We start from the raw sequence: 13,339 nt of genomic DNA, 5'->3' as shown, positions 1-13,339 counted from the left end.
TTAATCTGTTAGCTTGATATTGGTATAAGTTGCACCAATAGGGATAATTTTATCGCCAATCCAGATCTGATTGCGATCGAACTTGGTAATTTTATTTTTGGCAATGATAAATGCCCGATGGCAACGAACAAACTCTGTTTTGGGAAGCAATTCCGCCAAATCGTTAATGGTAATTCTTGAGCTTAAAAGTTTATCCTTCAATTGGATCTGCGTATAATTTCCCGAGGCTTCAACATAAAGGATTTTGTCCAATTCTACCTTAATTTGTTCATAACCATCTTTTACAAAAATGTACTCATTTTTCTGCTCCAGCTTTTGGTTGCGTAGATTATACAATTCCTGAGCCTTGTTACAGGCTTTTAAAAAACGGGAAAGTGAAAAAGGTTTTAACAAATAATCAACAGCGTCAAGTTCAAAACTTTGTACAGCATGTTCTGTATAGGCAGTGGTAAAAATTACCATCGGTGGATTGCTCAAGCTTTTCAGAAAATCAATTCCGCTGATGTCTGGCATCTTAATATCCAGAAAAATTAATTCAACTTTGTTTTGTTGCAAATAGGTAATCGCTTCAAAAGCATTGGTAAACTGAGATTTTAATTCGATAAAAGGTACTTTTGATGCATGCGATTTAATAATCTCAAGCGCAATGGGTTCGTCATCTATCGCAATAGCTATCATAATCCAAAACTAACATAAATCCATAATTTGCTTATTGTTTAATGGAAAATTAATCTAGCTCCAAGGTTAGGTGTACAAAAAACTCCTGCGCACTTTCTCTAATTATCAACTCATGTCTTCCAAAATAAAGCAAAGCCAGTCGCTGTTTTACATTTTCCAATCCGATACCGCTTTTAAGTTTTTCCGGGTCGTTATCTGCCTTGATGTAAATGCTATTGCTGATGTCGAAATACAGTGTTTTCTCTTTAGTTTGTAGGGTAATTTTTATGTAAGATGGCTGTTGAAGGCTAATACCATGTTTAAATGCATTTTCGATAAATGGAATCAACAACATGGGAGTAATCTGTAAATTATTTAATTGTTCCTCAATGTGTGTATCGATTTTTATATCCGCAGAGCGGGATGTTCGTAATTTTTGCAAATCGATATAATTGTTTAGGTACTCAACTTCTCTGGTAAGCGAAATTTTATCGAGTGTATTTTCATGTAACATAAAACGCATCATGTCGCCAAGTTTTTGGATGCCTTCTCCGGTTCTTTCCGCATTTTCCTGTAAAGCTGTTCCGAATAAAGTATTTAATGCATTGAAGAGAAAATGAGGATTAATCTGTGATTTTAAGAAATTTAAGTTTGCATCCGATTTGCCAAGTTCGGTTTTAAGCATTTGAATTTCCGTAAGTTTCTCAAATTTATGTTTGTAAATGTACCAAGCAAGCGGTGTAGAGATGCATATTAGCGTTATTGAAGTTAAAATCAAGGTAATTGGTATGGCATTTCCACCTCGCATAAATGGCGCAAGAAAGAGCAACAGCACTAACGAAATGGCGATGGTTATGCCTACGTTGCCCCAAAAATATCTTCCGAAACCTTTAAAGTTTTTTCTAAGCTTTGGAATCGTAAAATATATTGAATAAAACGTTAGCAGAATGTTGACCGGTGGAGCTACTAACCAAATAATTAAAACATCAAAATCGAATCTTACGGATAAAACCGCTCCAAAAAGCATTAGGGTGATTAACCAGATTCGTGTTGTGGTAAAAATTTCAGGAATGATGTTTTTGTATTCATGCTTTAAAAATGGAATTTTATGAAGTAGTTCTAGTCCAGTTTCGTTAAAAAAAGCATATAAATTAAATAATAGGTGTAGAAAAAAGATATATGTAAAAGCCTCGCCAAAAAACACATCATAAGCATGGTCTAAATCGTCATATTGAACCAAGCGATATGCTTCTGAATAGGTGTTTGCAACCATCCACGCAATAATGGAGAAAGCAGTGGTCGAAACCGTAAAAATTATACTTAGGGTTACATCCCGCTGTTTGGCCAGTTGTGGCATAAAAACGAAATTGAACAATAAGAAACTAATGTATAAAATGCTGATTTTGAAAATCTCTGGAATAAAATAATTCTGTAAAACGCTGTAATCGATCTGGTTTTCTGTGAAACCATAAGAATTTGGAGAGCCGTAAGTTGTTTGCGAGCAGATCCCGATCAGAGCCAAAATATATATGGTGGTCGAAATCCAGAATTCCAGCTGATTGATGCTTTTTGTTTTCATTTTATAATTATTGGTCTTTTATAGAGATGCAGAATGTTTTTGTTTATGGGTGCAATTTTACAAACGAAATGGATGTTAAATTTTAAAATGTGATGGAAGCCCGAAAAAATGTGATGAATAAACCATGAGGTTAAGAAAGATATTAATTTTTAACTTTGACCATTCACGCTTTAAAAATTTATTATTTATGACGGTTTACGGAATTCCAAATTGCAATACAGTTAAAAAATCTTTCGATTGGTTGAAAGCAAATCACATCGACTTTGAATTTCACGATTTTAAGAAAAAAGGCATTACCGCAGAAAAATTAAATACCTGGTGCAATATTTTTGGATGGGAAACTGTTTTAAATCGCAAGGGTTTAACCTGGAAAAAGTTAACTAAAGAGGAACAGGCTAAAATAGACAATCAAAATTCGGCTATAGCGTATTTGATTAAGAATACAAGCGCAATTAAACGTCCAATTTTAGAGAAAAATGGCAGTGCCATATTAATTGGATTTGATGATGACAAATATCAGCAAACACTCGCCTAATTCGTTTGTTTAATGTTAAAGTTTGTTAAAAGCGAATTTTAACTGTTCAACTAAATTACTTTTGAGTATGTATAGGCTAATCATAATTCTTTTCCTCGCGCTTCCATTCAGTGGATTTTCACAAACAGTTGCAACCGGTTCTGTTTTCGATTATAATAAAAAAACAGTTTCGTTGCCTGGTGTTACGGTAAGAAACTTAACCACCAAGAAAACTTCAAGTACCAATAATGCAGGTAAGTATACCATTGGCGCTAACATTGGTGATTTAATTGAATTTACATTGGTTGGCTACCATACAGATACTTTGTACTTAACCAATCTTTTAAATAGAACAATTTATCTTCCTGTTAAAAGCAACAGCTTAAGCGATGTAGACATTACGGCTGTAAAAATCAATAAGGAAATTATGAATGCCAAAGATCCCTTGGCAGAAAAATATACACTGTTAAATACTGGTGGAAATTTGGATCGCAAGAAAATGCACGATAAAGTTGGTGGTTTAAACCTGAATTTAGGTTACGGTAAATACAAAAGGCAACAGCGCAAGGAAGCCGATTTAGAAGAGCGTGAAGGATATCTACAGGAAATAGACTATAATTTTACGGAAAAAGCGGTAACCGAATTAACCAAGCTTCAGGGAGAAGATTTAAAGAACTTTATGATAATTTACCGCCCCTCTGTTGAGCAAGTTAAAGCAGAACGGCCGTATCGGTACGCATTCTATATTTCTAGAGCATTTTACGCTTGGCAAAAATTGACCCCTCAAGAAAGAAAACTTCAGGATTTGCCAAAGCTTAAAGCGAACTAATATCCCCCTATATTGGTAACATTATTTGCACAAAGTAGTCATAACGTGCATATTTTTTATATTTACCAACTCTAACAACCTTATTATGAATTTAAAAATAAACAAACTAATCACTCTATGTTTAGTTTGTTGTTTAGTGGCGTTTAAAGTCTCTGCTCAACAAGCTACAACACCTGCAACCCCACCAGTTAGCAACTATGTTCCTTCTGATGCTTTTGGCCCATTATTTTACACCCAAAACGGAAACGAATTTAGATCTGCAATTGGTGCTCCTGGACCAAAATATTGGCAAAACCGTGTGGATTACAACATTACCGCCAGTTTAGATGAAACTAAAAATACCATTACAGGCAGTGTTACAATTACTTATAAAAATAACAGCCCCGATAAATTACCTTATCTATGGTTACAGTTAGATCAAAATACTTTCAAAGAAACCTCACGTGGTTATGCAATCACTCCAAATCGGAGCCGTTACGGTGCACAAGGTGAGAAATTTGATGGTGGTTACAAAATTCAAAATATCTCGGTTTCACAAAAGGCTGCGCCAGTAAAATTTACGTCTTTAGTAGAAGATACAAGAATGCAGATTCGTTTAGATCAGCCATTGGCGGCAAACGGCGATTTAGTGACCATTAAAATAGATTATTCTTATGTTTTACCTAAAGAAGGATCTGATAGAACCGGTCATTTAACCACCAAAAACGGTGAAATTTTTGCAGTTGCACAATGGTTTCCTCGTATGTGTGTATATGATGATGTAATTGGATGGAACACTTTGCCGTATTGGGGCGGTGGCGAGTTTTACTGTGAATATGGAGATATAAATTTTGCAATAACAGCACCTGCAAATCATATTGTAATGGGTTCTGGTGAGTTGTTAAATCCTCAGGAAGTTTTTACTGCAGAACAACTGCAAAGATGGAACGCAGCTAAAAATAGCGATGCAACAGTTCACATCCGTACAGAAGCGGAAGTTATTGATCCAAAATCTCGCCCTGCTAAAGACAAATTAACCTGGAAATTTAAAATTACAAATGCTCGCGATGCTGCTTGGGCTTCATCAAAAGCCTTCGTTTTAGATGCTGCTCGCATAAACTTGCCTAGTGGAAAAAAATCGTTAGCGGTTTCTGCTCAACCGGTAGAAAGTAATGGTGTCGATTCATATGGTCGCGGAGTAGAGTATGTAAAGTCTACTATCGAACATTATTCTACCAAATGGTTTGAATATCCTTATCCAATGGCTGTTAATGTGGCAACAAATATAGGGGGTATGGAATATCCTGGAATTGTTTTCTGTGGATGGACCGCCAAAAAAGGAAGTGCTTGGGGTGTTATCGATCATGAATTTGGCCATACCTGGTTCCCGATGATTGTTGGTTCTAATGAGCGTAAATATGGATGGATGGACGAAGGTTTCAATACTTTTATCAATGGAATCTCCTCTAAAAACTTTAACAACGGCGAATACAAACAACGTGATGCCAACATGAATGCAATTGGTAAAAGCGTAATTGGAAATCCGAGATATGAAAATATTATGCAAATGCCTGACGGAATGGCTGAAGCCAATATTGGTGTTAACCTGTATAGCAAACCAGGTTGGGGATTGGATATTCTAAGAGAGCAAGTTTTAGGCGAAGATCGTTTTGATTTTGCTTTCCGCCAATACATTAAAAATTGGGCGTTCAAACATCCAACACCATTTGATTTTTTCCGTTCTATGGAGAATGGAGCGGGCGAAGATTTGGCTTGGTTCTGGAGAAGCTGGTGGTTAAACAACTGGAAAATGGATCAAGGCATTACAGATGTTTTGGCTGTTAAAAAAGATGGACAGATTACGGGCTACACCATAAAAGTTGTTAATCTGGAGAAAATGCCAATGCCAATTATTCTTCAAATTAAAACAAAGAGCGGAAAAACAGAAATCGTAAAAGTTCCCGTTGATGTATGGATGAAAAACTCAACTTGGACCGTTCGTTATCCAACAACAGAAGAAGTTGTTTCTGTAGTTTTAGATCCGAACAAGGTATTGCCTGATGGAAATGCAGACAATAATACATGGACTGCTACGGGTGGCAGCGCTGCATCAGCTCCAACAGTAAATTTAGATCAGTATTTAGGTGTGTATGGCAGCACTAAATTGCCAGTTAAAATTACGGTAACTAAAGCTGATGGAAATTTAATGGTTCAGGCAACCGGACAGCAACCTTTTCCATTAACCTATGTTAGCGGTAATAAATTTTCTTTTGAAGAAGGTGGCATCGATATGGATTTCGATTTAACCAAAAAAGAAGTAACCCTTAGTCAAGGTGGAGAAAGTTATGTCTTCACAAAAGATAAATAGATTATAAACAAATTAAAGCCCGGTAAAATTAGTTTTACCGGGCTTTTTTATATAATTTTTATCCATGGAAAACGCTATTCGGAAAAATGTTTTTAAGGTTTATGATAAAATTGCAGATTGGTTTGCCGAAAATCGGTGTGCTGGTTTAATGGAAAAATCCTATTTGGATAAAATAATCTCCCTTTTGAATACAAAGTCAACAGTTTTAGATTTAGGCTGTGGAACTGGAAAGCCAATTTTAGGATATTTACACAACCATAAGCTTAACGTAACCGGAGTTGATGCAAGCCATAAAATGATCGCAATTGCTAGAAAGAATTTTCCTGATGTAGAATTTTTATTGGCAGACATGCGTAAAATATCTCTTAATAAAAAGTTTGATGCTATTATTGCATGGCATAGCTTTTTCCATTTGCCAGCAGAAGATCAGCCGTCAATGTTCGATACTTTTAAAACACATTTAAAAACAGGTGGAATATTGCTGTTTACATCTGGCACGGAAAGGGGAGAAGCCTGGGGGATAAATGGTGGCGAAAACTTATTTCATGCCTCATTAGATACAGGTGAATACCAATCACTTTTAACAATGAATCAGTTTGATGTTTTAGAACATAAAATTAATGATGAGAACTGTAGTGGTGCAACAGTTTGGATGGCACAATATAATCCTCAATAATTTTGCTAAATAATATAACTTTGCCAAATGGCCGAAGCGCAGAAAAATAATCCCCTACATGGCATTACGCTAGAAAAAATAGTTACCGATCTTCAAACACATTATGGCTGGGAGAAGCTCGGCTCGTTAATACGAATAGATTGTTTTAATAATAATCAGACTATAAAATCGAGTTTAAAGTTTCTACGAAGAATGCCTTGGGCACGTAAAAAAGTTGAAGAATTGTATCTGGATACTTTTCATAAATAGCCTGGCCATTGTTCGGGATTATTTGCTTACATCCTTATAAGTTAAAATATCGGTTCCTTTACAATCAGACACCAACTTTTTTACTTCGAATATGGCAATCGGACTGTTCTCATTAAAATACCTCGAATAAGCTATATAATCTCCATTACTGGTTTTGGCATCGATTACGTACATGTGCCAAAAATTATTTCCGGATGGTAAGGAGATTACAATTTTTCTTCCTGCAGTTAATTCTTCATCAATGGTTTTAAATAGTTTAGTTATTGGGAAATTATTCCCTCTTGGGATATTAAATTGATGTTCAAACTTTAATCCTGCAATGGTTTTTCCATTAAAGTTTGCAAAAGTTCCATCTGCCTTATCCTTCCAACTATTCTGAAGCACATAATAATCAGCACTAACCTTGTTATTGTATTTCAGTATCATTTCGATAGACATTGGAATACAAGACATGCTATAAAGCTGTTTGTGTTTAGCGGCCACATTTTTGAGTGTGGTTACCGATTGATAATTTTTATGGGTATTACCAAAATTGGATATAGCCAGAAAAACACTTATTGCAATAATTTTTTTTAAAAGCATGGCATATGTTCGAAAAGCTAAGTTAATGTTCCTGCAATAAATTGTACTTTTTTGATGATTTTTTTAAAAAAAAATACAACTCACCTGTCACATTTTGAAATTCTTTGTGTCTTATGGTTATTAGTAATTCAATTGCTATCCATCAAACAAACAAAAAATTAAAATTTCAGATATGAAAACCTATTTATTAGCTGTTCTATGCATTATATCTACGAAAGTCTTCGCACAACAGGGAGGTAGCATTACTGGTAAAATTGTAGAATCGAAAACAAGTCTCCCTATAGAATATGCCGGAATAATATTATCCAACAAAACAGATTCGGCTAAAAAAGTTGGTGTAGTAACCAATAAACAAGGCGAATTTGTATTTGCTTCGGTTGCCAATGGAGATTATAAAATCAAAATTTCGGTAATTGGTTATAATGCGATCATCAAAAACATAACCATAAAAGATAAGCCTTATAATTTAGGAACTTTAAAGATGGAAGAAGATGCCATATCGCTTAAAGATGTTGCCGTAAACGGACGTTTTGCCACAGCTACGGTAAAAAAAGATACTGTAGAATTTAACGCTGATGCATATAAAACAAAACCTAATGCTGCGGTAGAGGATTTATTGAAAAAACTGCCTGGCGTTACCGTTGATAAAGACGGAAGTATTTTGGTACAGGGCCAAAAAGTTACCCGTTTAACGGTAGACGGTAAAGACTTCTTTGGAACAGATCCTAAAACAGCAACTAAAAATCTTCCAGCTGATGCCATTGCCAAAGTTCAGTTGATTGATAGTAAAACCCAAGAAGCCAAAGCAACCGGTATAGATGATGGTCAAAGGGAAAAAGTATTAAATTTAACTATTAAAGAGGATAAGAAAAAGGGCTGGTTCGGAAACGTCAATGCATCTGGCGGTACAACAGATAAATATAATGGGTACTTAAGTGCCAATCACTTTAACAAAAATCTTCAGTTTGCAGTATTGGGGATGAGCAACAATACCAACGATGCAAGTTTCGGTTATGATGATTTAAGCAGTTTTAGTGGTGGAAATATTGGTAATATTTTTGCCCCACCGGCCGGAGGAAGCTTCTCTATAAACAACAATAATGGCAAAGTAACCGTTGGAGGAAGTGGCGTTTTTGACAACAATGCAATCGGGTTATACACAACACATAGCGGTGGGGTAAATTTTAGCAACTCTTGGGGCAAGAATAATAAGCTTGCCGTAAGCGCAAGTTATTTTACGTATTTCTCATCTGGTTTGGGCGATAAATTGTCAAACATCCAGGATTTAAATTCTACAGATATCCTACGTACCTTGGATAATACCAATAGAAATAGCGATAATCAGGCGCATCGTTTTAATTTTAAGGCAGAATACCACCCAGATTCTTTAACCGATATTGTTTTGCGTCCGAATGTAATTTTAAACAATATAACCAATATCAATAATAGATTTTTTAATGCTTCATTCGATGCTACGGGTAAAGCAAATGATGGAACACAGTATTACAATCAGCATAATTTTACGCCCGCATTGTTTGGGGAATTTTCTGTATTGCGAAGATTAGGGAATAAGAAGGGTTCAATTTCCATTCGGTTAAATGCGACAAGCAATACATACAACTCTGATTGGTTAAATCAATCGGTTTTAAACGAATATGCAAATGGAGGAACAACCGTTACCAACATTAATCAACAAGCCAATCAGGAAAACGATTCGAAAAACTATACGGCTAACGCGAACTATGCAAGGCAGTTTAATACAAAATGGAGCGGAAACATCACTTATGGATATACTAAAAGCATAATCAACGCACAGCAGGCCACTTTTGATTACAATGCAACCACAGATCGCTATGAAACCGTTGTTCCATCTTTAACCAATACTTTTGATAATGATAACAGCTTGCAGATTGCGGGACTGGGATTTATTTACGCGGGAAAAGATTGGACTTATAATTTTGGTGTAAATGCTCAGGAAAGTAAATTAAATGCAAATATTTTCAGCAATACAGGTTCTAATATGGGTAATATCGAAAAATCATATTATAATTTGTTACCAAGATTAACCATCAATTTTAAAAATAAGACAAACCAAACCATTGCCATTAATTACAGGGCAAGCGTAAATTTACCATCGGTAACCGATTTGCAACCTGTACAAAATAATACAAACCCACTTTATCAGCGCTTGGGAAATCCAGATTTGGAAGCTAGAAAAAGTCATCGTCTATCGGTAAACTTCAACACCTTTAGTCCAGATAACAATCATTACTGGAATGGCTATTTCCTTTATAACCTGGCTTTCGATGATACAGGAAACAACATCACTTATAACAATGGAATTCAGACTGTAAAACCCATAAATGTTGATGGAAATTATTATTTAAGAGCAGGAACATTCTTTGGAATGCCTTCAAAATTGAAGGGTTTACGTATGAATTATGGACTAAATTTATTTACAGAACACAGAACAAATTTTATTAGCGATGTTAAAAATATAACCAACAGATATGAAGCCGGCCCAAATATTAATTGGAGTTACGATGTTGATGATAAATTTAACGCCAGCATTTATGCCTATGTAGCTTATACTAAGGTAAATAATTCGGCGGAAACTGCAATTGATAACAAATACTTTACCCTTAACAACGATTTAAGTTTGAGTTATGAGTTTATTAAGGATTTGAGAATAGAAGCCGATTTAAATCATGTAGGTTCTGCAGGAAGAGCCGATGGTTTTAACAATAACTATTTCTTGCTTAATGCTGGCATAAACAAATATGTTATGCAACGCAGAATTACCATAAGCTTTAAGGGCTTTGATATATTAAAACAAAACACCAGTATAGACAGAATTGTAAACAGCAGTAGGATAGAAGATGTTCGGTATAATAACATAACCCGTTATTTTTATCTATCTCTAAACTATAAATTAACCAAAGTTGGTCCTAAAAGCGAGAGAGGAAACCCACGAAATACGGTGAATTAAAAATTACTGTTTAAACAATCTAAATCCGTAACCCTAAAAAGTTTCGGATTTTTATTTAACGCCTTAAATTTTATCTTTGAGGAATCCGATAAACAAAACCTATGAAAAAAGCGCTTCCTATTATTTGCCTGCTATATTTAATTTGCACTTTTTCTGCCTGTAAAAAAGGCCAGATCAAAAATCTAAATAGCATTGGCTATGGAACATCTTTTGGAATGTGTATCGGCTATTGCTCAAACAACTTAACCATTAGCGATTTGAAGGTTGTGTTTTCAAAATCTAAAAACGGGCAGGCTCCCGATACAAAAACATGTAGCAAAAGCATTTCTGAAGATGAGGTTAACGCAATAAAGGATTTATTGAATTCGGATAAAATTTCGGCTTTGCCAGAAGTAATCGGTTGCCCGGATTGTGCCGATGGTGGCGCGGAGTATGTAGCCATTAACGCTGATGGAAAACAGTATAAAATCACTTTCGAATATGGCAAGGCACCAAAAGAACTTGAAGCTGCGGTTGCAAAACTAAAAGCACTAAAAGAAAGTTTTAATGATTGTAATTAAATCAATTCCCTAATATAATGGGTGCGCTTTTGCCATTTCCCATGATAATTACTTTTGCATTTGGTGATTTCGCAATTTCCTTTTGTGCCAGAATAGATTCGTACTGTAACTGTTTATCGCTTAAGCCAGTGGAGAGAATTTTTTGGTAATCGGCTATTCCCTGAGCTTCTACACGTTTCCGCTCTGCTTCTTGGCGTTCTTTCTGAAGTACGAAAGTCATTTTCTGAGCATCCTGTTCTGCGTTTATTTTAGATTCTATACTTGCCTTGACAGATGCGGGTAAGGTAATGTTTCTAACCAATAATTGCTCTAACTCTAAACCCCTTTTGGAAAAGCTTTTATTTATTGTGGCAAATATTTTAGATTGAAATTCATCGCGTTTGCTTGAATATAAAGCAACCGCATCGTAAGAAACCGCATTATCTCTTATTGCCGTTCTAGAAACCGGGCGCACAATTTTTTCCAGATAATCTGTTCCTATTTCTTTTAAAATATCTGGTGCAGAACTCGCTTTTACCCGAAATAACACAGAAAGGTCAATTACAACTTCCAAACCATCGGCAGATAAAACACGCAGTGCATCATCGCCTTCCTTGTTTCCTTCATCGTGAACACCAGACATGGTATAGTTTTGGGTTTTAACATCAAAAGGTGTAACCTCGGCAATTGGATTAATTACGTTCAGTCCACTATATAAAACTTGATTATCTACTTTTCCAAATACAGTTTTAACACCAACTTCGCCTGCGTCAATTACTTTAAACATGGAAAGTGATAAGCCAATAAGCACTACTACAATCCCAACAATTTTTATAATATTTCCATAGCGGCTTGCTGGGTTGTTTGGTAATGATAATATAAAGCCTACAATTAGAATAATAATACCTACAATACTTAAGAACATATAATTTTATTTACGTAAATAAAGATATGTTATTTAACATGATGTAGAAAAAAATAAATTTGTCTTTTTCTAATCGTTTTGGCCTTAGTAATTATTAACTGCTTAGCCGGTAAAATCTCGAATTTCATCTGCCATCTAAACCCGATATTCGCGGAAAGCCAACAATTCTTCATTGTTGCTTGCAGCATTAGCGGGACCAAAGGCAGCCGAAGAATTACTGTAACTGCTTTCCAAAAGCGAGTCTTTAAACTGTTGGGATATGAAACATGTTCAGCATGACGAGTGTAGGACTTGGGTTTGCTGAAAATTCGCAACTGCTTAACCGTCAATTCAAAACTGGAATCTTCCCATTCCAAATTTTTTCTCCTAACCCCTTGATTTTTAAAAAGAATTGTTCTACTTTTGCAGTCCGTTTTATGGGCTATCTGTAAGGATGCCGGGGGAGCGGTAAAATAATTAAATAAAAAATTAAAAAAGCACAATGCCAACCATTCAACAATTAGTTAGAAAAGGTAGAGTAGCACTGGAGTTCAAGAGTAAGTCTCCAGCGTTGGACAGCTGTCCACAGCGAAGAGGTGTATGTACACGTGTGTACACCACTACCCCTAAAAAACCAAACTCAGCAATGCGTAAAGTAGCCCGTGTTCGTTTAACAAACGGTAAAGAGGTGAATGCATACATTCCTGGAGAAGGTCACAACTTACAAGAACACTCAATCGTTTTGATCCGTGGTGGTCGTGTTAAAGATTTACCAGGTGTACGTTACCACATCATTCGTGGTGCATTAGATACATCAGGTGTAGCTGGTCGTAACCAACGTCGTTCTAAATATGGTACTAAACGTCCTAAACCAGGACAAGTAGCTGCGGCGCCAACAAAAGGTAAAAAGAAATAATCGGGAGGAAATAAGAAATGAGAAAGTCAAAACCAAAAAAGAGAATTATTCTTCCTGATCCAAAATTTAATGATGTTCAGGTAACTCGTTTTGTAAACAATATGATGTACGATGGAAAAAAATCTATCGCTTATGATATTTTTTACGATGCTGTTGAAATTGCTGAAAAGAAAGCAGGTGAAAACGGTTTAGAGATATTTAAACGTGCTTTAACTAACATTATGCCAGCTGTAGAGGTTAAATCTCGTCGTGTTGGTGGTGCTAACTTCCAGGTTCCAACTGAGGTTAGACCAGAGCGTAAAACAGCTTTAGGCATGAAATGGTTAATTTTATATGCTCGTCGTCGTGGTGAAAAAACCATGAAAGAGAAGTTAGCTGGTGAAATTGTAGCCGCTGCTAAAGGTGAAGGTGCTGCTGTTAAGAAGAAAGAAGATACGCACAAAATGGCTGAAGCGAACAAAGCGTTCTCACACTTCAGATTCTAAAATTAAATGATTGAATTTTGAATGATTGAATGATTGAGTTTTGAATGGCATTTTGCACATTCACTCATTCACT

The 13,339-nt window shown here is 35.6% G+C and carries 13 protein-coding genes; 9 read left to right on the top strand and 4 right to left on the bottom strand.

Annotated features, from left to right (window positions below):
• Window positions 1-678: a LytR/AlgR family response regulator transcription factor gene (locus DF947_RS08855; protein ID WP_109929351.1), complete on the bottom strand. Its 678-nt coding sequence runs from the start codon at window positions 676-678 to the stop codon at window positions 1-3.
• Window positions 679-727: 49 nt separating this feature from the next.
• Window positions 728-2,236, bottom strand: a complete 1,509-nt coding sequence (locus tag DF947_RS08850; protein ID WP_205940764.1) for a sensor histidine kinase — start codon at window positions 2,234-2,236, stop codon at window positions 728-730.
• A gap of 187 nt (window positions 2,237-2,423) precedes the next feature.
• Between DF947_RS08850 and DF947_RS08845 the strand changes: the two genes are divergently transcribed.
• The 5 genes from DF947_RS08845 to DF947_RS08825 all read left to right on the top strand — a co-directional run bounded on the left by DF947_RS08845 (window position 2,424) and on the right by DF947_RS08825 (window position 6,851).
• Window positions 2,424-2,771 (top strand): Spx/MgsR family RNA polymerase-binding regulatory protein, encoded by a 348-nt coding sequence (locus DF947_RS08845; RefSeq protein ID WP_109929350.1) that lies wholly within the window; start codon window positions 2,424-2,426, stop codon window positions 2,769-2,771.
• A 67-nt stretch (window positions 2,772-2,838) separates the two neighbouring features.
• Window positions 2,839-3,579 (top strand): peptidase associated/transthyretin-like domain-containing protein, encoded by a 741-nt coding sequence (locus tag DF947_RS08840; RefSeq protein WP_109929349.1) that lies wholly within the window; start codon window positions 2,839-2,841, stop codon window positions 3,577-3,579.
• Window positions 3,580-3,664: 85 nt separating this feature from the next.
• Window positions 3,665-5,926: a M1 family metallopeptidase gene (locus DF947_RS08835; RefSeq protein ID WP_158526251.1), complete on the top strand. Its 2,262-nt coding sequence runs from the start codon at window positions 3,665-3,667 to the stop codon at window positions 5,924-5,926.
• A 64-nt stretch (window positions 5,927-5,990) separates the two neighbouring features.
• Entirely contained in the window at window positions 5,991-6,602 is a 612-nt protein-coding gene (locus tag DF947_RS08830) for a class I SAM-dependent methyltransferase (RefSeq protein ID WP_109929348.1), read from the top strand.
• 27 nt (window positions 6,603-6,629) lie between these two features.
• A complete protein-coding gene (locus tag DF947_RS08825; RefSeq protein WP_109929347.1) occupies window positions 6,630-6,851 on the top strand; it encodes a VF530 family protein in 222 nt (73 codons plus the stop codon).
• An 18-nt stretch (window positions 6,852-6,869) separates the two neighbouring features.
• Here the strand turns inward: DF947_RS08825 and DF947_RS08820 are convergent, their stop codons facing one another.
• Window positions 6,870-7,433, bottom strand: coding sequence for a hypothetical protein (locus tag DF947_RS08820; protein ID WP_109929346.1), 564 nt, complete (start codon window positions 7,431-7,433; stop codon window positions 6,870-6,872).
• Window positions 7,434-7,605: 172 nt separating this feature from the next.
• Between DF947_RS08820 and DF947_RS08815 the strand changes: the two genes are divergently transcribed.
• Entirely contained in the window at window positions 7,606-10,422 is a 2,817-nt protein-coding gene (locus DF947_RS08815) for an outer membrane beta-barrel protein (RefSeq protein ID WP_109929345.1), read from the top strand.
• A 101-nt stretch (window positions 10,423-10,523) separates the two neighbouring features.
• Window positions 10,524-10,982, top strand: a complete 459-nt coding sequence (locus tag DF947_RS08810) for a hypothetical protein (RefSeq protein ID WP_109929344.1) — start codon at window positions 10,524-10,526, stop codon at window positions 10,980-10,982.
• Window position 10,983: 1 nt separating this feature from the next.
• On the opposite strand, the gene DF947_RS08805 is transcribed toward DF947_RS08810, so the two are convergent.
• Window positions 10,984-11,886, bottom strand: a complete 903-nt coding sequence (locus DF947_RS08805) for a prohibitin family protein (RefSeq protein ID WP_109929343.1) — start codon at window positions 11,884-11,886, stop codon at window positions 10,984-10,986.
• A gap of 481 nt (window positions 11,887-12,367) precedes the next feature.
• Between DF947_RS08805 and rpsL the strand changes: the two genes are divergently transcribed.
• Window positions 12,368-12,781 (top strand): 30S ribosomal protein S12, encoded by a 414-nt coding sequence (gene rpsL, locus DF947_RS08795; RefSeq protein ID WP_008244597.1) that lies wholly within the window; start codon window positions 12,368-12,370, stop codon window positions 12,779-12,781.
• Window positions 12,782-12,798: 17 nt separating this feature from the next.
• Entirely contained in the window at window positions 12,799-13,266 is a 468-nt protein-coding gene (gene rpsG / locus DF947_RS08790; protein ID WP_109929341.1) for a 30S ribosomal protein S7, read from the top strand.
• Window positions 13,267-13,339: the final 73 nt, after the last annotated feature.

Source organism: Pedobacter paludis (assembly GCF_003173575.1).
GTDB classification, from domain to species: Bacteria; Bacteroidota; Bacteroidia; order Sphingobacteriales; family Sphingobacteriaceae; genus Pedobacter; species Pedobacter paludis.
This window is presented reverse-complemented; position numbering and strand designations above follow the sequence as displayed.